Source organism: Pseudomonas sp. S2_A10, assembly GCF_054668465.1.
In genome coordinates this window covers 1,023,016-1,044,274 of the sequence record NZ_CP162773.1, presented here as the reverse complement: position 1 = coordinate 1,044,274, position 21,259 = coordinate 1,023,016, and the positions used below count along the sequence as shown (strand labels likewise).

Below are 21,259 nucleotides of genomic sequence, written 5' to 3'. Positions count from 1 at the left end.
ATGAACCTGCAAGAGTTGAACGCGTTTGCTGTTGCCAGGAAGGTCGATGAGTTGAACCTGATCTCGATGGAGGGTGGCATTTACCTGTTGGAAGCGAGGATGCATGGGGCGGCGTATCCGTTGAGCGATCTCAAGGGCAACATGCTGACGCTGCGCTCAGTGGAGCACGCGCGGGATCTGCTGCATGCCTTTCCGGTACTGCCCTTCAATCTTGTGCACACCTCGGTCCATGACGAAATGTGTGGCCTGGTCGGTGACCTCGATGAAAGCCTGAAGGTGCCGCTCGCCTGGCGTTCGGCCCTGTAGCCCCGGCCCCAAGTCCGGGGTATCTGTGCTAGTCTGCTCGCCCTTTTGGTTCCGGGCGCGCCGGGACGCGCTGTGCACGCACGGCAAGTCCTGTGGCCGTCCGCACAGCGGAGCAGTGTCATGTCCGAAGTAAATCTGTCCACCGACGAAACCCGCGTCAGCTACGGTATCGGCCGTCAACTCGGCGACCAGCTGCGCGACAACCCGCCACCGGGTGTCAGCCTGGATGCGATCCTGGCCGGTCTGACCGACGCTTTCGCCGGCAAGCCAAGCCGTGTTGGCCAGGAAGAAATGTCCGCCAGCTTCAAGGTGATCCGCGAGATCATGCAAGCCGAAGCAGCTGCCAAGGCTGAAGCCGCGGCTGGCGAAGGCCTGGCCTTCCTCGCCGAAAACGCCAAGCGTGACGGCATCACCACCCTGGCTTCCGGCCTGCAATTCGAAGTGCTGACTCAGGGTGAAGGCGCCAAGCCGACCCGTGAAGACCAGGTGCGTACGCATTACCACGGCACCCTGATCGACGGCACTGTGTTCGACAGCTCCTACGAGCGCGGCCAGCCTGCAGAATTCCCGGTTGGCGGCGTGATCGCTGGCTGGACCGAAGCCCTGCAACTGATGAATGCCGGCAGCAAATGGCGCCTGTACGTGCCGAGCGAACTGGCTTACGGCGCACAAGGCGTGGGCAGCATCCCGCCGCACAGCGTTCTGGTATTCGACGTCGAGCTGCTGGACGTTCTGTAATACCGAGCCTGCCTTGATGGCGGGCTAAAAAATGTGGGAGCGAGCTCGCTCGCGAAGGCGGTTTTTCAGTCGACTCATTCGTTGACTGATTTATCGCTTTCGCGAGCAAGCTCGCTCCCACAGGTTTTTTTAATGCTGCTCATATTTCGATCTTGTTGTGCAGCTCATTGGTCGGGCGCAACGCCCGGGCATAGCAGAACAGGAACAGATTGCGCACCAGCTCCTTGAGCACCAGCGGCTCGCTGGAGTTGAGGCTGCTGACGTCCAGATCACCTTGATCCTGCAGCTCATGCAAGGCTTCTTCTTCAAGCACCGCACAGACTTCGCCGGTTTCCCGATGGAGGATTCTGAGGTACGGGTGTGGGCGATCCAGCCAGGCGTCGATCAAATAAGTCATGGGTCTCATCTCCTTGAAAGGTTTCAATGAGAATAATTCTTATTCATCAAATAGCAAGTGCCTATTGGCGGATCGTGGATTTTTCCGGGTAAAGATTGTGTCAGGTCAAAATGGCTGGCTGATGGCCATGCGCGGATTTATTGAGCTGAAGCGGGGAGGGCAAAGCTCCATCCCACGGCTGGCGCAGGATGGATGACGCAAGGCTCAGACTTTTCTGACGAACTCGGATTTGAGCTTCATCGGGCCGATGCCGTCGATCTTGCAGTCGATGTCGTGATCGCCATCGCACAGGCGGATGTTCTTGACCTTGGTGCCGACCTTGACCACCAGCGACGTGCCTTTGACCTTGAGGTCCTTGATCACGGTGATGGTGTCGCCGTCCTGCAGGACGTTGCCGACCGAATCTTTCTTCACGGCATCATCGGCCGCCACTTCGGCTTCGCCGCTGGCAGACCACTCGTGGGCGCACTCGGGGCAGACCAGTTGGGTGCCGTCTTCGTAGGTGTATTCGGAATTGCATTTCGGGCAGGGTGGCAACGTGCTCACTAAGGTTCCTTGGGTATCAGGAGGGCTAAAGGGCGCACATTGTATAGGGTTTTACGCGGAGGAGGGCATAGCGCAGAAACAACTGTGGGAGCGAGCCTGCTCGCGAAAGCGCTGTGTCAGTCAACATTGAGTCGATTGGCAGATTGCTTTCGCGAGCAGGCTCGCTCCCACAGGGGATGAATCAGTGCGTGCGGGCGACCGCGAACTCGCTCAGTTCCACCAGCGCATCGCGGTATTCGCTGGCCGGCAGCGCCTCCAGGCACTTGATCGCGCGGGCCACGTAATCGCGGGCCAGTTGCGCGGTGTACTCCAGCGAGCCGGACGCTTCGACGGCGATGCGGATGCTTTCCAGGTCTTCGATCCCGCCTTTCTGGATCGCCTGACGCACCAGTGCCGCCTGTTCGGCCGTACCTTCGCGCATGGTGTAGATCAGCGGCAGGGTTGGCTTGCCTTCGGCCAGATCGTCGCCGACGTTCTTGCCCAGGGTTTCCGCGTCGCCTTTATAGTCGAGCAAGTCATCAACCAGCTGGAACGCCACACCCAGGTGATCGCCGAACGTGCGCAGGGCTTCACTCTGCTCGGCGGTCGCGCCAGCCAGGGCGGCGGCGCTGTGGGTCGAGGCTTCGAAGAGCATCGCGGTCTTGCCGCGGATGACTTCCATGTAGGTTTCTTCGCTGGTGCTGGCGTCACGCACCTTGGACAGCTGCAACACTTCGCCTTCAGCGATGATGCGCGTGGCCTGGGAGAGAATCTTCATCACCGGCATCGAGCCCAGTTCGACCATCATTTCGAACGAGCGCGAATACAGGAAGTCGCCGACCAGCACGCTCGGGGCATTGCCCCACATGGCGTTGGCGGTCGAGCGGCCACGGCGCATGCCGGACATGTCGACGACGTCGTCATGCAGCAGGGTCGCGGTGTGCAGGAATTCGATGGTGGCGGCCAGCAGGCGCATGTCGTCGCCTTCGCGACCCAGGGCCTTGCCACACAGCAACACTAATAAAGGACGCAGGCGTTTGCCGCCGGCCGACGTGATGTAATCGCCGATTTTCGATACCAGCGGCACTCGAGACGTCAGCTGCTTCTTGATGATGCCGTCGACGGCGCTAAAATCGTCCGCCACCGCGCGGTAGAAAGCTTGGGGTTGCATCAGCGAGAGTCGCTCCAGAAGGGTTGCGCGGCATGCTAGGACCCCCGTCCAGACCTGTCAAGGCGCGATGGACGGCCACTTGCGCGAGGCAGATTGCTTGCGTACAATCGCGCACCCTGAACTTCCTGGGCAGCACCTGCCTTACGCAATTGCACTTGGGCCGTTCCAGCCCCATGCAGCCATGCCAGCCAATACCTCTTCTTATAAAGAGCTGGGTGAGCAGGATTATCGGAGAAATACCATGTACGCAGTAATCGTTACCGGCGGTAAGCAATACAAGGTCGCTGAAGGTGAATACCTGAAGATCGAAAAACTGGAAATCGCTACTGGCGAATCCGTGACTTTTGATCGCGTTCTGCTGGTCGCCAATGGCGACGACGTGAACATCGGCGCACCAGTTGTTGCTGGCGCAACCGTCAAGGCTGAAGTGATCTCCCAAGGTCGTCACGATAAAGTCCGCATCATCAAGTTCCGTCGCCGTAAGCACCACATGAAGCGTATGGGCCACCGCCAGTGGTTCACCGAGATCAAAATCACCGGTATTCAGGCTTAATTACAGCCTAATTCCTCACTAGGAGAATTGAACTCATGGCACACAAAAAAGCTGGTGGTAGTACCCGTAACGGTCGCGACTCAGAAGCCAAACGCCTTGGCGTGAAGATGTATGGCGGCCAGGTCATCAAGGCCGGCAACATCATCGTGCGTCAGCGCGGCACCCAATTCCACGCTGGCTACGGCGTTGGCATGGGCAAGGATCACACTCTCTTCGCTAAAATCGAAGGCGTGATCAAGTTCGAAGTAAAGGGCGCCTTCGGTCGTCGTTACGTGAGCGTAATCGCGGCTTAATCGCGAGATCGCTGGAGAAGCCCTGTCTTGCGACGGGGCTTTTTCGTTTGTGGGGTGAGTCTCTTGCAAAGCTGTTTGTATGGGCTGTCGGCGTGCGATGCAGGTCGTGTCTTGGGGTCGCTGCGCTCATTTTTGCAAGAGTCTTATGTCTTGATTGTTTTTCGGCTCGTCCGTACGGCGAGAGGCGTTGGTTATGAAGTTTGTTGATGAAGTATCGATTCGCGTAAAGGCCGGTGACGGTGGCAACGGTGCCATGAGTTTCCGCCGGGAAAAATTCATTGAAAACGGCGGCCCGAACGGCGGTGATGGCGGTGACGGCGGTTCCATCTACATGATGGCCGACGAAAACCTCAATACCCTGGTCGACTACCGTTACACCCGTCACTTCGATGCCGAGCGTGGCTCCAACGGTGGCAGCACCGACTGCACCGGCAAGAAGGGCGAAGACCTGATCCTGCGCGTGCCGGTCGGCACTACCGTGATCGACTCCGCCACCCAGGAAGTCATCGGCGACCTGACCAAGGCTGGTCAGAAACTGATGGTGGTCCAGGGCGGCTGGCACGGTCTGGGTAACACCCGTTTCAAATCCAGTACCAACCGTGCGCCGCGTCAGACCACGCCAGGCAAGCCGGGCGAGCAGCGCGACCTGAAGCTGGAAATGAAAGTGCTGGCCGACGTCGGTCTGCTGGGCTTGCCGAACGCCGGTAAAAGTACCTTTATCCGTTCGGTCTCGGCCGCCAAGCCGAAAGTCGCCGACTACCCGTTCACCACACTGGTGCCGAACCTGGGTGTGGTCAGTGTCGATCGCTGGAAAAGCTTCGTCATTGCCGACATTCCGGGCTTGATCGAAGGCGCTTCCGACGGTGCCGGCCTGGGTATTCGCTTCCTCAAGCACCTGGCGCGTACGCGTCTGCTGCTGCACCTCGTCGACATGGCGCCGCTGGATGATTCCAGTGCTCCGGACGCAGCTGAAGTGATCGTCAACGAGCTGATCAAGTTCAGCCCGTCGCTGGCCGAGCGTGATCGCTGGCTGGTGCTGAACAAGTGCGATCAGATCCTTGAAGAAGAGCACGATGCTCGCGTCAAGGAAATCGTCGATCGCCTGGAATGGACTGGTCCGGTGTACGTGATCTCGGCCATCGCCAAGATCGGTACCGAGCGTCTGTGCCACGACATCATGCGTTACATGGAAGACCGTGCCGATCGCCTCGCCGCAGACCCTGCGTACAAGGAAGAGCTGGCCGATCTCGATCAGCGCATCGAAGACGAAGCCCGTGCGCAGTTGCAGGCGCTGGACGACAAGCGTGCCCTGCGTCGCAGTGGCGTGAAGTCGGTCCATGACATCGGCGACGATGACTGGGACGAAGAAGATGTGGATGACGAAGACGGTCCGGAAATCATTTACGTGCGTGACTGATCCGTTGCGATAAACTTGAACGCCGCTCAATCGAGCGGCGTTTTAGTATCCGGAAATCGATCGTTGGTCAGCAATCGCCACGATTAACGTCACGGGCAGTGCCAGGTCGCGCTGCCCTCAAGCTAAGGTTGAAGATGATGCGGAGCAAGGTGACAGGTGCGCAGCGTTGGGTCGTGAAGATCGGCAGCGCTTTGCTGACAGCTGACGGCAAAGGGCTGGATCGCGCGGCAATGAGTGTCTGGGTCGAGCAGATGGTGGCGCTGCATGAGGCGGGCGTCGAGTTGGTGCTGGTGTCCTCCGGGGCGGTGGCGGCCGGCATGAGTCGCTTGGGCTGGACCGCACGACCCAGTGCCATGCACGAGCTCCAGGCGGCCGCTGCAATCGGTCAGATGGGGTTGGTGCAGGCGTGGGAGTCGAGCTTCGCCGAGCATGGCCGGCACACTGCGCAGATTCTCCTGACCCACGACGACCTGTCCGACCGCAAGCGCTACCTCAATGCCCGAAGCACCTTGCGTGCACTGGTCGAGCTGAAAGTCATTCCGGTGATCAACGAAAACGACACTGTGGTCACCGATGAAATCCGTTTCGGCGACAACGACACGCTGGCGGCGCTGGTGGCCAATCTGGTCGAGGCCGATCTGCTGGTGATCCTCACTGATCGCGACGGCATGTTCGACGCCGATCCGCGCAACAATCCCGATGCGCAGCTGATTTATGAAGCGCGCGCCGATGATCCGACGCTCGATGCGGTTGCAGGTGGTACCGGCGGTGCGCTGGGGCGCGGCGGCATGCAGACCAAGTTGCGTGCGGCACGCCTGGCAGCGCGTTCCGGTGCGCACACCATCATCGTCGGCGGGCGCCTTGAGCGTGTGCTCGATCGCCTGAAGGCGGGCGAGCGCATTGGCACGCTGCTATCGCCGGAGCGTGGCATGCTCGCGGCGCGCAAGCAGTGGCTGGCCGGTCATCTGCAAACCCGTGGCACTCTGGTGCTGGATGAGGGGGCGGTGTCGGCGTTGTCCAAGGGCAACAAAAGCCTGCTGCCGGTGGGTGTGAAACTGGTTCAAGGCAGTTTCCGTCGCGGTGAGATGGTCGTCTGTGTGGCGCCGGACGGTCGGGAGATCGCTCGGGGGCTGGCCAATTACAGCGCCCTGGAAGCGCAAAAAATCATCGGTCAGTCGTCGGATGCGATTGTCGGTTTGCTCGGTTACATGGCGGAGCCGGAACTGGTTCACCGTGACAACCTGATTCTGGTTTAAGGAAAATTCGATGCGTGTAGCGAAAGGATTGTTGGGTCTGCTGATGGCCATGCCATTGCTGGTCTCGGCCGAGGAAATCGGTCAGGTGTCGACGGTGTTCAAGTTTGTCGGGCCGAATGACCGGATTGTGGTCGAAGCGTTCGACGATCCGAAAGTCGAAGGTGTGACCTGCTACCTGTCGCGCGCCAAGACGGGCGGAGTGAAGGGTGGTCTTGGTCTGGCCGAGGATCGCGCAGAGGCCTCGATCGCATGCCGTCAGGTCGGGCCGATCAAATTCAAGGGTGAGTTGAAGGACGGCGACGAGGTGTTCAAGGAGCGCACCTCGCTGGTGTTCAAGACCATGCAAGTGGTGCGTTTCCTCGACAAGAAGCGCAACACGCTGGTGTATCTGGTCTACAGCGATCGCTTGATCGAGGGTAGTCCGCAGAATGCCGTGACGGCGATCCCGATCCTGCCGTGGGTGCCGGTCCAGCAATAAGCGCCACCAATCCGAACTGTGGGGGCGAGCCTGCTCGCGAAGAGGTCATGTCGGTCGATAGAAATATCAACTGGCAGATCGCATTCGCAAGCGGGCTCGCTCCCACAGTTTTTTTGCCTGTAGCTTGTTAAATCACAGGCAATAAAAAACCGACCCTGAGGTCGGTTTTTTAATGACTACGTCGATTAAGCGGCTTCTTTCAGCGCTTTGACGTGGCCATTCAGACGGCTCTTATGACGAGCAGCCTTGTTCTTGTGGATGATGCCTTTATCGGCCATACGGTCGATAACTGGCACAGCCAGAACGTATGCAGCTTGAGCTTTTTCAGCGTCTTTTGCGTCGATGGCCTTAACTACATTCTTGATGTAGGTACGAACCATGGAACGCAGGCTGGCGTTGTGGCTGCGACGCTTCTCAGCCTGTTTTGCACGTTTTTTGGCGGAAGGTGAGTTGGCCACCGTCGAGCTCCTCGAAAGACTTTTTAGGAAATAGCAAACAAAATAGGCCGCGAATCATGCCGATGAAGACTTGTCTTGTCAAGGGCACTTGAATCGTTCCGCTAAGTGGTAGGTATAAAGAGGCGGGATATTTATTTCCGGCGCTTGACCTGTAAACTCGCGAGCTTTGGCTCTGTGCTGTTGCGGCGCGGAGTATCGCACAAGTAGGCGCATTGTTCGCCTGCTGTTTATCGACAGGCACAAACTCTCTCAATGAATCTGCTCAAATCGTTGGCCGCCGTCAGCTCTATCACGATGCTTTCCCGGATTCTGGGTTTTGTTCGTGACACGCTGATCGCGCGAACATTCGGCGCCGGGATGGCCACGGATGCCTTCTTTATTGCTTTCAAACTGCCCAACCTGCTGCGGCGCATCTTTGCCGAAGGGGCTTTCTCCCAGGCGTTCGTGCCGATCCTGGCCGAATATAAAAGCCAGCAGGGCGAAGAGGCGACGCGCACCTTCATTGCCTATGTATCGGGCCTGTTGACGCTGGTGTTGGCGGTTGTGACTGCACTGGGCATGATCGCCGCCCCCTGGGTGATCTGGGCCACGGCGCCCGGTTTTACCGATACCCCGGAAAAATTCCAGCTCACCTCCGATCTGTTGCGGGTGACCTTTCCTTATATATTGCTGATCTCGCTGTCGTCGCTGGCCGGCGCGATTCTGAATACCTGGAACCGCTTCTCGGTGCCGGCCTTCGTACCGACTCTGCTCAACGTCAGCATGATCGTGTTTTCGCTGTTCCTCACGCCGTATTTCGATCCGCCGGTCATGGCTCTTGGCTGGGCGGTGCTGGTAGGTGGTCTGGCGCAGTTGCTGTATCAGCTGCCGCACCTGAAAAAGATCGGCATGCTCGTGCTACCACGCCTGAACCTGCGCGACAGCGGCGTGTGGCGGGTGATGAAGCAGATGCTGCCGGCGATTCTCGGCGTGTCGGTCAGTCAGATTTCGCTGATCATCAACACCATCTTCGCCTCGTTTCTGGTCGCAGGTTCGGTGTCGTGGATGTATTACGCCGACCGCTTGATGGAATTGCCGTCGGGCGTATTGGGCGTGGCGCTCGGCACGATTCTTCTGCCAACGCTGGCCAAGACCTACGCCAGCAAGGATCGCCACGAATACTCGCGGATCCTCGATTGGGGGCTGCGCCTGTGCTTTGTGCTGGTGTTGCCGTGCGCGCTGGCACTGGGGATTCTTGCCGAGCCGCTGACTGTTTCGTTGTTCCAGTACGGTCAGTTCAGTGGCTTTGATGCCGAGATGACCCAACGCGCGCTGATTGCCTATTCGGTCGGCCTGCTCGGGATTATCGTGATCAAAGTGCTGGCGCCGGGCTTTTATGCGCAACAGAACATTCGCACCCCGGTGAAAATCGCAATTTTCACGCTGGTCTGCACGCAGTTGTTCAACCTGGCGTTGATCGGCCCACTAGCCCACGCCGGCCTTGCCTTGGCGATCAGTGCCGGTGCTTGCCTGAACGCCGGGCTGCTGTTCTATCAACTGCGCAAGCAAAAGATGTATCAACCGCAACCGGGCTGGGGCAAATTCGGCTTCAAGCTGGTCGTTGCGGTGACCGTGATGTCGGCGGTGTTGCTGGCCGGCATGCATTTCATGCCCGCCTGGGATGAGGGCCATATGTTTGAGCGCTTCTTGCGCCTGGGTGCGCTGGTAGTTGCTGGCGTGGTGGCGTATTTCGGTATGTTGCTGTTGCTGGGTTTCCGCCTGCGAGACTTCAATCGCAAGGCCTTGAGCTGAGGTTTCAGCCTTCATGAGCAGGCATGGGCCGGCGGTTTTGTCGGCTCGTTCACTTTGCGTTACGGTGTTGCCTGTCGTCGGCCGTCGGGTGTGGTTATAATCGACCACTTTATGAGCAAGAAGCGCGTTATGCAGCTGGTTCGAGGCCTCCACAACTTGCGCCCCCAGCATCGGGGCTGCGTCGCCACTATTGGCAACTTTGACGGTGTTCACCGTGGTCACCAGGCTATCCTGGCCCGGCTGCGTGAGCGTGCGCTCGAGTTGGGCGTACCCAGCTGCGTGGTGATTTTCGAGCCGCAGCCGCGGGAGTTCTTTGCTCCCGACACCGCACCGGCACGTCTGGCGCGGTTGCGCGACAAGCTGCAGTTACTGGCCGCTGAAGGCGTCGACCGGGTCTTGTGCCTGGCTTTCAACCAACGGCTGAGCAAGCTCAGCGCCAGTGAGTTCGTCGATACCATTCTGGTCGATGGCCTTGGCGTGCAGCATCTGGAGGTCGGTGATGATTTCCGTTTCGGTTGCGACCGCCTCGGCGATTTCGATTTTCTGATGCAGGCCGGGCAGGTTCACGGTTTCACCGTCGAAGCGGCGCAAACCGTCGAGCTGGACGGCATTCGCGTCAGCAGCACGCAGGTGCGCAACGCCTTGGCTGCGGCCGATTTTGCCTTGGCCGAACGCTTGCTCGGCCGTCCGTACCGCATCGCCGGTCGCGTGCTGCATGGGCAGAAACTGGCCCGGCAACTGGGCACGCCCACTGCCAACATTCAACTCAAGCGTCGTCGCGTGCCGTTTACCGGGGTGTATCTGGTGAATGTCGACATCGACGGCAAGACCTGGCCCGGCGTCGCCAATATCGGCGTGCGCCCCACGGTGCAAGGAGATGGCAAAGCCCACCTCGAGGTCCATCTGTTAGATTTTGCCGGCGATCTGTATGACCGGCGTTTGACGGTGGTTTTCCACCAAAAGCTGCGTGAAGAGCAGCGCTTCGCCTCTCTGGAGGCATTGAAAACGGCGATCAATGCGGATGTCGCCACCGCCCGTGCACTAGCCGCACCTAGCGCCCATCGCTAATGAAGAGCCTTAAATGACCGACTATAAAGCCACGCTAAACCTTCCGGACACCGCCTTCCCAATGAAGGCCGGCCTGCCACAGCGCGAACCGCAGATCCTGCAGCGCTGGGACAGTATTGGCCTGTACGGAAAGTTGCGCGAGATTGGCAAGGATCGTCCGAAGTTCGTCCTGCACGACGGCCCTCCGTACGCCAACGGCACGATCCACATCGGTCACGCACTGAACAAGATTCTCAAGGACATGATCATCCGCTCGAAAACCCTGTCGGGTTTCGACGCGCCGTATGTCCCGGGCTGGGACTGCCACGGCCTGCCGATCGAGCACAAGGTGGAAGTGACCCACGGCAAGAACCTCGGCGCGGATAAGACCCGCGAGCTGTGCCGTGCCTACGCCACCGAGCAGATCGAAGGGCAGAAGTCCGAGTTCATCCGTCTCGGCGTGCTGGGCGACTTCGCCAATCCGTACAAGACCATGGATTTCAAGAACGAGGCCGGTGAAATCCGCGCCCTCGCCGAAATCGTCAAGGGTGGTTTTGTCTTCAAGGGCCTCAAGCCGGTGAACTGGTGCTTCGATTGCGGTTCGGCTCTGGCTGAAGCGGAAGTCGAGTACGAGAACAAGAAGTCCTCGACCATCGACGTTGCGTTCCCGATCGCCGACGAAGCCAAACTGGCTGCGGCCTTCGGTCTGGCGTCGCTGAGCAAACCTGCTGCGATCGTGATCTGGACCACCACCCCGTGGACCATCCCGGCCAACCAGGCGCTGAACGTGCACCCGGAATTCAACTACGCCCTGGTCGATATCGGCGACAAGCTGCTGGTGCTGGCTGAAGAGCTGGTCGAAGCCTGTCTGGCGCGCTATGGCGTGCAAGGTTCGGTCGTCGCCACCACCACCGGTAAAGAGCTGGAGCTGATCAACTTCCGTCACCCGTTCTATGATCGTCTGTCGCCGGTGTACCTGGCTGACTACGTCGAACTGGGCGCAGGCACCGGCGTGGTTCACTCCGCCCCGGCCTATGGCGTGGACGACTTCGTGACCTGCAAGAAATACGGCATGGTCAACGACGATATCCTCAACCCGGTACAGAGCAACGGCGTGTACGTGCCGTCGCTGGAATTCTTCGGCGGCCAGTTCATCTGGAAGGCCAACCCGGCCATCGTCGAAAAACTGACCGAAGTCGGTGCGCTGATGCACACCACCGTCATCGAACACAGCTACATGCACTGCTGGCGCCACAAGACCCCGCTGATCTACCGCGCTACTGCGCAGTGGTTCATCGGCATGGACAAGGAGCCAACCAGCGGCGACACCCTGCGCGTGCGCTCGCTCAAAGCCATCGAAGACACCAAGTTCGTTCCGGCCTGGGGCCAGGCGCGCCTGCACTCGATGATCGCCAATCGTCCGGACTGGTGCATCTCGCGTCAGCGCAACTGGGGCGTGCCGATCCCGTTCTTCCTCAACAAGGAAAGCGGCGAGCTGCACCCGCGTACCGTCGAGCTGATGGAAGAAGTCGCCAAACGCGTTGAAGTCGAAGGCATCGAAGCCTGGTTCAAACTCGACGCCGCCGAACTGCTGGGCGATGAAGCGCCGCAATACGACAAGATCAGCGACACCCTTGACGTCTGGTTCGACTCCGGCACCACGCACTGGCACGTCCTGCGCGGTTCGCACCCGATGGGCCACGAGAGCGGCCCGCGTGCCGACCTCTACCTGGAAGGTTCCGACCAGCACCGTGGCTGGTTCCACTCGTCCTTGCTCACCGGTTGCGCCATCGACAACCACGCGCCTTATCGCGAGCTGCTGACGCACGGCTTCACCGTGGACGAGTCCGGCCGCAAGATGTCCAAGTCGCTGAAAAACGTGATTGAGCCGAAGAAGATCAACGATACGCTGGGCGCCGACATCATGCGTCTTTGGGTCGCGTCGACCGACTACTCTGGCGAAATCGCTGTGTCGGATCAGATCCTGACCCGCAGCGCCGATGCCTATCGTCGTATCCGTAACACCGCGCGCTTCCTGCTTTCCAACCTGACCGGTTTCAATCCGGCCACCGACCTGCTGCCGGCTGAAGACATGCTGGCGCTGGATCGCTGGGCGGTGGATCGCACGCTGCTGCTGCAACGCGAGTTGCAAGAGCACTACGGCGAATACCGTTTCTGGAACGTGTACTCGAAGATCCACAACTTCTGCGTGCAGGAGCTGGGTGGTTTCTACCTCGACATCATCAAGGACCGCCAGTACACCACCGGTGCCGACAGCAAGGCCCGGCGCTCGTGCCAGACCGCGCTGTTCCACATCTCCGAGGCGCTGGTGCGCTGGATCGCGCCGATCCTCGCCTTCACTGCCGACGAGCTGTGGCAATACCTGCCGGGCGAGCGTAACGAGTCGGTCATGCTCAACACCTGGTACGAAGGCCTGACCGAGCTGCCGGAAGGCTTCGAGCTGGGTCGCGCCTACTGGGATCGCATCATGGAAGTGAAAGTCGCGGTCAACAAAGAGATGGAAATCCAGCGTGCGGCGAAAGCCGTCGGTGGCAACCTGCAGGCCGAAGTGACGCTGTTTGCCGAAGAGGCGCTGAGCGCCGACCTGGCCAAGCTGAGCAACGAGCTGCGCTTTGTCCTGATCACCTCGACTGCCAGCGTTGCACCATTCGTGCAGGCTCCGGCCGATGCAGTGGCCACCGAAGTCAGCGGTCTGAAACTGAAGATCGTCAAATCGGCGTTCCCGAAATGCGCGCGGTGCTGGCATTGCCGCGAAGACGTCGGCGTGAACCCGGAGCATCCGGAAATCTGCGGTCGTTGCGTCGACAACATCAGCGGTGCTGGCGAGGTTCGTCACTATGCCTGATGCCATTGGCCGTTTCGGACGGCTGAGCTGGCTGTGGTTGAGCCTGCTGGTCCTGGTCATTGACCAGGCCAGCAAGTTCTACTTCGAAAGCAAGCTCGAAATGTTCCAACAGATCGTGATCATTCCCGATCTGTTCAGCTGGACGCTGGCCTACAACACTGGCGCTGCGTTCAGCTTCCTCGCCGACAGCTCCGGCTGGCAGCGCTGGCTGTTTGCGCTGATCGCCATTGTCGTCAGTGCGGTACTGGTGGTCTGGCTCAAGCGTTTGGGTCGCAACGAAACCTGGCTGGCCGTCGCCCTGGCACTGGTGCTGGGTGGCGCGCTGGGCAACCTGTATGACCGCATTGCCCTGGGCCATGTGATCGACTTCATTCTGGTGCACTGGCAGAACCGCTGGTATTTCCCGGCGTTCAACATTGCCGACAGCGCGATCACCGTTGGCGCGATCATGCTGGCACTGGACATGTTCAAATCGAAGAAAACCGAAGAGGCTGCTCATGACTGAACCGCAATCGACTGAGCAACGCATCGGCCAGAACACCGAAGTCACCCTGCACTTTGCCTTGCGCCTGGAAAACGGTGACACCGTCGACAGTACCTTCGACAAGGCCCCGGCGACCTTCAAGGTCGGCGATGGCAACCTGCTGCCGGGTTTCGAAGCCGCACTGTTTGGCTTCAAGGCCGGCGACAGGCGCACAGTGACCGTTGAGCCGGAAAACGCTTTCGGACAGCCAAACCCGCAGAACGTGCAGACCATCCCGCGTTCGCAGTTCAACGACATGGAGTTGTCGCCGGGTCTGCTGGTGATCTTCAACGATGCGGCCAATACTGAATTGCCAGGAGTGGTGAAGGAATTCGATGACACGCAAGTGACCGTCGACTTCAACCACCCGCTGGCGGGCAAGACGCTGACCTTTGACGTGGAAATCATTTCCGTCAAAGCGATCTAAAAATGCAGGAGTGAGCTTCTGTGGCGAGGGGATTCATCCCCGCTGGGGTGCGAAGCGCCCCCAGACCAGTCAACGGATTCTGAGATAAGTCCGTTGAAGGTCTGCGACTGCTACGCAGCCGAGCGGGGATGATTCCCCTCGCCACAACAAGCAGGTCTCCACAGTCTGTTTTCCATTGTTTTCGCGCGCAAGACACGAGGCACAGCATGCAAATTAAACTCGCCAACCCCCGTGGCTTCTGCGCCGGTGTGGACCGGGCGATCGAAATCGTCAACCGCGCCCTGGAAGTCTTCGGGCCGCCGATCTATGTGCGTCATGAAGTGGTGCACAACAAGTTCGTCGTCGAAGACCTGCGCAGCCGTGGCGCGATTTTCGTCGAAGAGCTCGATCAGGTGCCCGATGACGTGATCGTCATCTTCAGCGCCCACGGTGTTTCCCAAGCCGTGCGCAATGAAGCTGCAGGTCGTGGCCTGAAAGTCTTCGATGCAACCTGCCCGCTGGTGACGAAGGTGCACATCGAAGTCGCCAAATACAGCCGCGACGGTCGTGAATGCATCCTGATCGGCCACGCCGGTCACCCGGAAGTCGAAGGCACCATGGGCCAGTACGACGCCAGCAATGGCGGCGCGATCTACCTCGTTGAAGACGAAAAGGACGTGGCCGCATTGCAGGTGCGCGATCCGGAAAGACTCGCTTTCGTCACCCAGACAACCTTGTCGATGGACGATACCAGTCGCGTGATTGATGCCCTGCGCACGCGCTTCCCGGCCATCGGTGGTCCGCGCAAGGACGACATCTGCTACGCCACACAAAACCGCCAGGACGCCGTCAAGCAACTGGCCGACGAGTGCGACGTGGTGCTGGTGGTCGGCAGCCCGAACAGTTCCAACTCCAACCGTCTGCGTGAACTGGCTGAGCGTATGGCGACTCCGGCGTACCTGATCGACGGTGCCGAGGACCTGCAACAGAGCTGGTTCGACGGCGTCGAGCGCATTGGCATTACCGCTGGCGCCTCGGCGCCGGAAGTGCTGGTCCGGGGCGTGATCCAGCAATTGCAGGCCTGGGGCGCGACCGGTGCCGATGAGCTGGCTGGCCGTGAGGAGAACATCACGTTCTCGATGCCGAAAGAGCTGCGCGTCCGTTCGATCTGACGCTTCTGCTTTTGTCGCACAGCGCCTGTTCGGTCTCCTGACTGCTCAGGCGCACGCGACCGGTCGCCGCCAGCACGATCTGCCGCTGGCTGACCGGCTCGCGCGGCGAGCAGATGTGTATCGTCCCCGCCTGAAATCGCCGCCCCGGCATCAGTGGCTGCCCCAGATGACTGAAGCGCACATAGCGGCTCACCCACCAGTTGCCGACAATCGGCACTTTCGCCTCACTGGCGCGTTCAACCAGCAGCGGATTGCTGCTGTCCTCCGGCCCCTTGCCGCTTCTATCCAGAATGATCCGCCAACCCTGACTCCAGTCACTCCCGATGCCATGGATCACCACGCTCTGATTGTGCGTGATGGCCAGTGTGCGAGCGTGGCGGATGCCTTCGAGCAGCGACTGCGCTGCGTGGTCGCGCTGATTCGCTTGCTTGAGCGCGGCGAACGCCGGGCTGACCAGCAGCAGAACAATTGCGCCAATCGCCAGTCCCATAAGCAGTTCAATCAGGCTGAAACCGTGTTGCGGCATGAAAAATCCCTCCGTGGAATGGTATGAGCAGCGCAATCCGTGCGCCGCGCAGGGCAAATCAGTCGGCGCGTGCCGAGCGAATGTTCTAGCGTGTAAAAGCAGGTATAGCCGACGGCAACGGAGGGCACCGATGGATCTTCGTACAAAAGGTTTCACGCTGGTCGAGTTGCTGGTCGCCATCGCGGTGTTCCTGATACTGATCACGCTGGCGGTGCCGGCCTTTACCCGTACGATCCAGAGCAGCAGGGCGGATACCGAAGTCGGCGACTTGCAGCGGGCGATCAATTTCGCTCGCCTCGAGGCAATCAATCGCGGCGTGACCACGCGTCTGCGTCCGACCGCTGGCGGCAGTGTCTGGACCGGTGAACTGGCGGTCTACGACAGTACTGGCAATCCGGCCAATGTGTTGCGGGTTGTTCCAGCAATGAGCAGTGGCGCGACTCTGACGCTACCCTCAGGAGTGACCGCACTGGATTTCAACAATCTTGGTGGTCTGGCGGCACCGTCGACGGCGGTAGTCATCGGTTACACGCTGGGCACGCAAAGCAGGACGCTGAACGTGTGTTTGAACGGACGCATTCAACTGGGTGGAAATTGCGGATGAGGGCAGGGAGCAAAAACCCACAGGAGGGCATGACGCTGATCGAAGTGCTGGTCGCGCTGCTGATTCTCACCGTCGGGCTGTTGGGCGCAGCGGCGGTGCAGCTCAATGCGCTGAAGTACACCGACAGTTCGCGGATGACCAGTCAGGCCAGCTTCATCGCCTATGACATGATGGATCGCATCCGCGCCAATTCCGGCGCCAACTACACCGTTACGCCACCGACCTCGGGCAATCTCAGTAATGCGCGGGACCAGGACCTCTACGACTTCACCACCAACATCGCCAACTTCGGCGGCCCGACCGCGACGGGCAGCATCACCCTCAACCAGCGGGTCTACACCATCACCATTACCTGGAGCGACGCGCGCGCGGCCAACGCTGCCAGTGCCCAGCGCAGTTTCGTCCTGAGCAGCCGTGCGGCGGTCGATCCGGTGGCCACACCATGAAGCGTGCCAGTCGTGGTTTCGGCCTGATCGAGTTGCTGATTGCCCTGGCTTTGGGGCTGATCGTCGTGCTCGGCGTGGTACAGATTTTCATCGCCGCAAAAAACACCTACGTCAGTCAGAACAGCGCCGCAGCGATGCAGGAAGACGCGCGCTTCGTTCTCAGCAAAATGATTCAGGAAATCCGCATGGTCGGCATGTTCGGCTGCCTCGGCACCATCGTCGACTCCAGCTCAGCAGGGGATTTCAACACTGCGCAACTCATCCCGATCAACTGGGATAACGCCAGTCTCAAGCTGACCCTGGTCACCGCCGATGTCGGCAGCGGCGGGGGAACGCCGACCTGGACGGTGATTTCCGACTGCCGCAACAGTGCAGTCGCCTACAGCGGATTGCGCAACCCGACCACGGGCCAGATCGCGTTCCCGATCCGGCGCCTGATCTACAGTTTCAGCAATAACCAGATCCTCATGGGCACTGGCAGCGGCAATCCGGCGCAGCAAGTGCTGGTGAACAACGTCAGCGCCTTCAACGTCACCTTCGGCCTTGCCAGTTCGGCGACCGACGTCGCAGCCTCAACCTACAGCAGCAACCCTGGCGATCCCGCGCGCATCCGCAGCGTGCGCCTGAGCCTGACCCTCACCGACCCGAACAATCGGGTGCGCAATCAAACCTTCAACGTGGTTGCGGCATTGCGCAACCGCTTGCCATGAGGGGGCGGCGATGAGGATATCCTTGCAACAACGTCAGGCCCAGCGCGGCATGGTCCTGTTGGTGAGCCTGGTGTTTCTGCTGTTGCTCACATTGATCGGTTTGTCCTCGATGCAGAGCGCCAACCTGCAAGAGAAAATGGCCGGCAGCGTAAGCCTGCGCAATCAATCGTTTCAGGCTGCGGAAGCGGCGTTGCGTATCGGCGAAAGTGCGGTGCAGCTGGACAGTTACTCGTTGGCGGTGTGTAGCGGCACGAACCAATGTCTGCCGCCGGCGGAGTCGTCAGTGGTCAGCTCGGCCGGCTTCAATTCGACCTCCGGGGTGACCTGGATCGCCGCCGGTAATGGCTTTTATGGCGTGCAGAACATCGGCACGACCCTGACGGCGGTGAACGTGCCGAGTAACACTTCGGCGACGTTGTATCGAGTCACTGCGGTCGGCATCGCCGGCAATTCGCGTAGCGTGGTGGAGAGTGTCTATGCGAAGTATTGAGCGCGGCCTGTCGCTGCTGATCGGCATGCTGCTGAGTTGCTACCTGGCGGCACCGGCCTGGGCTTTCACGCCTTCCGATTCGCCATTGCTGAGCGCGGCTGCGGTGGCGCCCAACGTGATGCTGCTGATCGATGACTCGGGGAGTATGAACAGCATCATCTACGCCGCCGGATTCGACCCAAACGTCAACCGCACTCCCGCCCGGCAGTGCAATGCCTTCCTCGGATTGTGCTCTGCACTCAATGCGCCGCAGATTACTGGCGACACAGTGTTTCTATCGAGCCTGCCGACTTCCGGGTGCTCGGGAGGCGCCTATGCGTTCTACAACAACAGCGTGGCGCCGTTGTGCCTCAAGCTCCCAGACCCGGTAGGCAACGAGAACACTCGGTATTCCGCCGATTACATTTCCTACATAGTCAGCCTCGCCAACAGCACCGGCACCCGCGACTTCACTACGGGGGCGATTCCCAACGATTACCGGATGAACGTGGCGCGCAACGTTTCCACCGCACTGGTGAGCAGCAACCGCACTTTGCGCATGGGCCTGTCGACATTCAATCCGGCGACCAGCAGCAACCCGGGCAACGGCGGTTTCATCGCCCGCTCGATCACCGATTTGTCACCCGTCGCGGGCAGCGTCACCCAGGCCCAGGTAGACACCAACTACAACGCGCTGATCTCATCGATCAACGGCTTGAACGCCGTGGCCAACACGCCATTGGCCGAGAGCTATTACGAAGTCACGCGCTACATGCGTGGGTTGGCGCCTTACTACAACGGCACGCCGGCGAGCTATACCAGTCCGATTCAATACCGCTGCCAGAAAAACTACGGCGTGGTGATTACCGATGGCTTGCCGACCTATGACCGTACCTTCCCGACCAACGATCCGCTGGGAGGCAGCCGGCTACCGAACTGGGATGGCGTGAATAACGATGGCGACAACCTCAACGGCGACGGCGAAGGTGACACTCTGTATCTGGATGACATCGCCAAATTCGCCTTCGACATCGACATGCGTTCGACCGGTACTGACGCAGCAGGCAAGAGCTGGAACGCGGTGGATTTTCCCCGGCAGAACATGAACACCTACACCGTGGGTTTCGCGGCGGATAACGACATGTTGTCCGACGCCGCCAGTTACGGGCAGGGCAGGTACTACCAGGCGACCGACAGCTCCGGGCTCAATGCGGCGTTATCGTCGGCATTGAGCGATATCACTTCCAAGGCCGGCTCCGGTGGTGCCGGTGTTGCCAGCAGCAGTACGTTGACCAGTGGCAGCAGTTTTTACCAGACAACCTACGATCCCAAGGATTGGCGCGGCACGATCAGGTCGTTCGGCTTTACCTCGACCGGCACGGTAAATACCTCGGCGGCGCAATGGTCGACCGACACCACCATCGTGCCCTCTGCCACAGCGCCGAATTTCCAGTCATGGAACACCTTGAGCAACACGCCCATTGCCCTGGCACTCCTCAACTTTTCCCCGGCGCAGCAGACTACGCTGAATCAGGGGTTGCCCGCCGGAATCAACGGTAATGATCTGGTGGAGTGGAGCAAAGGGACCAACAGGGCCGGGCTCAAAGTGCGCACTGCGCTGCTGGGTGACATCATCAATTCGCCGCTGGTGCTCGCGTCGCCTTCGGACAAGACCGCATCCGACTTGACGGGTGACAGCAGTTACACCAACTACCTGACCACCAAGGCTGCGAACATGAATACCAGTCTGGTAGTGAACGCCAACGACGGTTTCGTCAATGTGATCAATTCGACGAACGGCACCCGCCGTTATGCCTACATGCCCTCCAGCGTGCTGCCTTCGTTGCGGCTGATTGCGGATACCAATTACGTCAACGGCGTCAGCCACAAGTTTCTCGTGGACGGTCAGGTCGGCGTGTTCGATGCGCAGGCCGGCACCACCTGGAGAACGCTGGCCATTGGCGGAACGGGGGCCGGTGGTAAAACCTTCTACGGACTGCAACTGTTCGATGCCTCGGCAGGCAATGTGATCAAGGCACTGTGGGAAGTCAGTGCGCCGGCTACGGCCAATGCGTCGAATGCTTTCAATGATCTGGGTTACGCCTACGCCCGTCCGGAAGTCGCACGCTTGGCCAATGGTCGCTGGGCGACATTCATCGCCAATGGTTACGGCAGCAATTCGGGGGTTGCAGCGTTGTATGTGCTGGATGCGCTGGATGGTTCGCTGATCAGGAAAATCGTCATCGACAGCACGGAAACCACTAACGGTCTGTCTTCGGTAAAACTCAGGGTCAATTCCTCGAACGTAGTGCAGGCTGCCTACGCTGGTGACCTGAAGGGGCGTATGTGGAAATTCGACTTGAGCGCACCCGGGGCAGAAAGCTGGGGCGTGGCGTTTGCCGGCAAGCCATTGTTCACCGCCCCGGGCGGGGCAACGCAGCCGATCACCGCGCAACCGCTGCTGGCGGATAATCCGCAGGGCGGCAAGCAGGTGTTCTTTGGCACCGGCAAGTTCAACGAGACTGCCGACAAGACCAACAAGGATCTGCAGGCGTTCTATTCGATCTGGGATGCGGAAGGAGGCTCAGGGCAAATCACCGTTAGCAGCTTGCAGGCACAGGCGATTACCGGCTCGTTCTCCGGCAGTTCCGGGCAGTTTCTGACCACCAGCCAGAATGAAACGACGTATCCGGCAGAGAAAGGGTGGTATCTGCCGCTGGCGTATAACAACGTGCTGACCGGTGAACGCGTGATCAATCAGGCCAGTATTGTATTGGGGCGAGTTGTTTTCACCACTGCCAGCGTCGATACCACCGACCCTTGTTCGAGTTTTGGTACGGGCCGACTGGTCGAACTCGATGCGTTCAACGGTAAGATGCTCAACTACGCCGTGATCGACACCACCGGTGACCGTTTGGTCGACAGCAACGATACGATATCCAGTGGCGTGATTTTTACCGGCGGCATTCCGACCCTGAACTTCATCTCGGCTAACGGCGAGCGCAAGGGCACGACTGACACCAGCGGCGCGGTCACGGTCATTGTGGAAAAAGGTGGCGGCGGCAGCCGTCGTATCATGTGGCGACAAATCCAGTAAGCGAGAATTT

24 protein-coding genes are annotated in these 21,259 nt (G+C 59.8%); 19 read left to right on the top strand and 5 right to left on the bottom strand.

Annotated features, from left to right (window positions below; all coding sequences use genetic code 11):
• Both AB4N41_RS04815 and AB4N41_RS04810 read left to right on the top strand, forming a co-directional pair.
• Positions 1-306, top strand: coding sequence for a DUF6482 family protein (locus AB4N41_RS04815; RefSeq protein ID WP_150638478.1), 306 nt, complete (start codon positions 1-3; stop codon positions 304-306).
• 120 nt (positions 307-426) lie between these two features.
• Positions 427-1,044, top strand: a complete 618-nt coding sequence (locus tag AB4N41_RS04810) for an FKBP-type peptidyl-prolyl cis-trans isomerase (RefSeq protein WP_039761705.1) — start codon at positions 427-429, stop codon at positions 1,042-1,044.
• A 139-nt stretch (positions 1,045-1,183) separates the two neighbouring features.
• On the opposite strand, the gene AB4N41_RS04805 is transcribed toward AB4N41_RS04810, so the two are convergent.
• A complete protein-coding gene (locus AB4N41_RS04805) occupies positions 1,184-1,441 on the bottom strand; it encodes a PA4570 family protein (RefSeq protein ID WP_016773118.1) in 258 nt (85 codons plus the stop codon).
• Here AB4N41_RS04805 and AB4N41_RS04800 point away from each other — a divergent pair.
• Positions 1,440-1,637 carry a hypothetical protein gene (locus tag AB4N41_RS04800; protein WP_252876924.1) on the top strand — a complete coding sequence of 66 codons (198 nt, stop codon included), beginning with the start codon at positions 1,440-1,442 and terminating at the stop codon, positions 1,635-1,637. The two genes, AB4N41_RS04805 and AB4N41_RS04800, sit on opposite strands and share 2 nt — an antisense overlap.
• 8 nt (positions 1,638-1,645) lie before the next feature.
• Here AB4N41_RS04800 and AB4N41_RS04795 read toward each other — a convergent pair whose 3' ends face one another.
• Both AB4N41_RS04795 and AB4N41_RS04790 read right to left on the bottom strand, forming a co-directional pair.
• Positions 1,646-1,987 (bottom strand): zinc ribbon domain-containing protein YjdM, encoded by a 342-nt coding sequence (locus AB4N41_RS04795; RefSeq protein ID WP_016773119.1) that lies wholly within the window; start codon positions 1,985-1,987, stop codon positions 1,646-1,648.
• Between the two features lie 181 nt (positions 1,988-2,168).
• Entirely contained in the window at positions 2,169-3,137 is a 969-nt protein-coding gene (locus AB4N41_RS04790) for a polyprenyl synthetase family protein (protein WP_016773120.1), read from the bottom strand.
• A gap of 241 nt (positions 3,138-3,378) precedes the next feature.
• On the opposite strand from AB4N41_RS04790, the gene rplU reads away from it, so the two are divergent.
• The 5 genes from rplU (at position 3,379) to AB4N41_RS04765 (ending at position 7,134) form a co-directional block, all read left to right on the top strand.
• Entirely contained in the window at positions 3,379-3,690 is a 312-nt protein-coding gene (gene rplU, locus AB4N41_RS04785) for a 50S ribosomal protein L21 (protein ID WP_007924746.1), read from the top strand.
• Between the two features lie 35 nt (positions 3,691-3,725).
• A complete protein-coding gene (rpmA, locus tag AB4N41_RS04780; protein WP_016773121.1) occupies positions 3,726-3,983 on the top strand; it encodes a 50S ribosomal protein L27 in 258 nt (85 codons plus the stop codon).
• 193 nt (positions 3,984-4,176) lie between these two features.
• Positions 4,177-5,400, top strand: coding sequence for an Obg family GTPase CgtA (gene cgtA / locus AB4N41_RS04775; RefSeq protein ID WP_016773122.1), 1,224 nt, complete (start codon positions 4,177-4,179; stop codon positions 5,398-5,400).
• A 137-nt stretch (positions 5,401-5,537) separates the two neighbouring features.
• Positions 5,538-6,656, top strand: a complete 1,119-nt coding sequence (gene proB, locus AB4N41_RS04770; protein WP_039761700.1) for a glutamate 5-kinase — start codon at positions 5,538-5,540, stop codon at positions 6,654-6,656.
• A 10-nt stretch (positions 6,657-6,666) separates the two neighbouring features.
• Positions 6,667-7,134, top strand: a complete 468-nt coding sequence (locus tag AB4N41_RS04765; RefSeq protein ID WP_041477794.1) for a CreA family protein — start codon at positions 6,667-6,669, stop codon at positions 7,132-7,134.
• 185 nt (positions 7,135-7,319) lie between these two features.
• Here the strand turns inward: AB4N41_RS04765 and rpsT are convergent, their stop codons facing one another.
• Entirely contained in the window at positions 7,320-7,592 is a 273-nt protein-coding gene (rpsT, locus tag AB4N41_RS04760) for a 30S ribosomal protein S20 (RefSeq protein WP_003228351.1), read from the bottom strand.
• A 252-nt stretch (positions 7,593-7,844) separates the two neighbouring features.
• On the opposite strand from rpsT, the gene murJ reads away from it, so the two are divergent.
• From murJ to ispH, 6 genes are all read left to right on the top strand, one after another.
• On the top strand, positions 7,845-9,383 hold the full coding sequence (gene murJ, locus AB4N41_RS04755; protein ID WP_095181848.1) for a murein biosynthesis integral membrane protein MurJ: 1,539 nt from the start codon (positions 7,845-7,847) through the stop codon (positions 9,381-9,383).
• Between the two features lie 129 nt (positions 9,384-9,512).
• On the top strand, positions 9,513-10,451 hold the full coding sequence (gene ribF, locus AB4N41_RS04750) for a bifunctional riboflavin kinase/FAD synthetase (protein WP_016773125.1): 939 nt from the start codon (positions 9,513-9,515) through the stop codon (positions 10,449-10,451).
• Between the two features lie 13 nt (positions 10,452-10,464).
• The gene (gene ileS / locus AB4N41_RS04745) at positions 10,465-13,296 is read left to right on the top strand and encodes an isoleucine--tRNA ligase (RefSeq protein WP_041477795.1); all 2,832 of its coding nucleotides are present in this window, start codon (positions 10,465-10,467) and stop codon (positions 13,294-13,296) included.
• Positions 13,289-13,801 carry a signal peptidase II gene (gene lspA, locus AB4N41_RS04740; protein ID WP_095181846.1) on the top strand — a complete coding sequence of 171 codons (513 nt, stop codon included), beginning with the start codon at positions 13,289-13,291 and terminating at the stop codon, positions 13,799-13,801. Before ileS ends, lspA begins: the two co-directional genes overlap by 8 nt.
• Positions 13,794-14,246, top strand: coding sequence for an FKBP-type peptidyl-prolyl cis-trans isomerase (gene fkpB / locus AB4N41_RS04735; RefSeq protein WP_056790492.1), 453 nt, complete (start codon positions 13,794-13,796; stop codon positions 14,244-14,246). The genes lspA and fkpB overlap by 8 nt, the downstream gene beginning before the upstream one ends.
• Before the next feature lie 206 nt (positions 14,247-14,452).
• Positions 14,453-15,397 (top strand): 4-hydroxy-3-methylbut-2-enyl diphosphate reductase, encoded by a 945-nt coding sequence (gene ispH / locus AB4N41_RS04730; RefSeq protein WP_016773129.1) that lies wholly within the window; start codon positions 14,453-14,455, stop codon positions 15,395-15,397.
• On the opposite strand, the gene AB4N41_RS04725 is transcribed toward ispH, so the two are convergent.
• A complete protein-coding gene (locus AB4N41_RS04725) occupies positions 15,354-15,923 on the bottom strand; it encodes a GspH/FimT family pseudopilin (RefSeq protein WP_252876923.1) in 570 nt (189 codons plus the stop codon). The two genes, ispH and AB4N41_RS04725, sit on opposite strands and share 44 nt — an antisense overlap.
• A 130-nt stretch (positions 15,924-16,053) precedes the next feature.
• On the opposite strand from AB4N41_RS04725, the gene AB4N41_RS04720 reads away from it, so the two are divergent.
• The 5 genes from AB4N41_RS04720 to AB4N41_RS04700 are packed head-to-tail and all read left to right on the top strand — an operon-like array spanning position 16,054 to position 21,249.
• Positions 16,054-16,527 carry a GspH/FimT family pseudopilin gene (locus tag AB4N41_RS04720; RefSeq protein WP_122698535.1) on the top strand — a complete coding sequence of 158 codons (474 nt, stop codon included), beginning with the start codon at positions 16,054-16,056 and terminating at the stop codon, positions 16,525-16,527.
• Complete coding sequence (gene pilV / locus AB4N41_RS04715; RefSeq protein WP_252876922.1) at positions 16,524-16,973, top strand: type IV pilus modification protein PilV; 450 nt, start codon at positions 16,524-16,526, stop codon at positions 16,971-16,973. The genes AB4N41_RS04720 and pilV overlap by 4 nt, the downstream gene beginning before the upstream one ends.
• On the top strand, positions 16,970-17,683 hold the full coding sequence (locus AB4N41_RS04710) for a PilW family protein (protein WP_073475497.1): 714 nt from the start codon (positions 16,970-16,972) through the stop codon (positions 17,681-17,683). The genes pilV and AB4N41_RS04710 overlap by 4 nt, the downstream gene beginning before the upstream one ends.
• Before the next feature lie 10 nt (positions 17,684-17,693).
• The gene (locus AB4N41_RS04705; RefSeq protein WP_041477802.1) at positions 17,694-18,173 is read left to right on the top strand and encodes a pilus assembly PilX family protein; all 480 of its coding nucleotides are present in this window, start codon (positions 17,694-17,696) and stop codon (positions 18,171-18,173) included.
• Positions 18,160-21,249, top strand: coding sequence for a pilus assembly protein (locus AB4N41_RS04700; protein ID WP_460138354.1), 3,090 nt, complete (start codon positions 18,160-18,162; stop codon positions 21,247-21,249). Before AB4N41_RS04705 ends, AB4N41_RS04700 begins: the two co-directional genes overlap by 14 nt.
• The last annotated feature ends 10 nt before the right edge of the window (positions 21,250-21,259 follow it).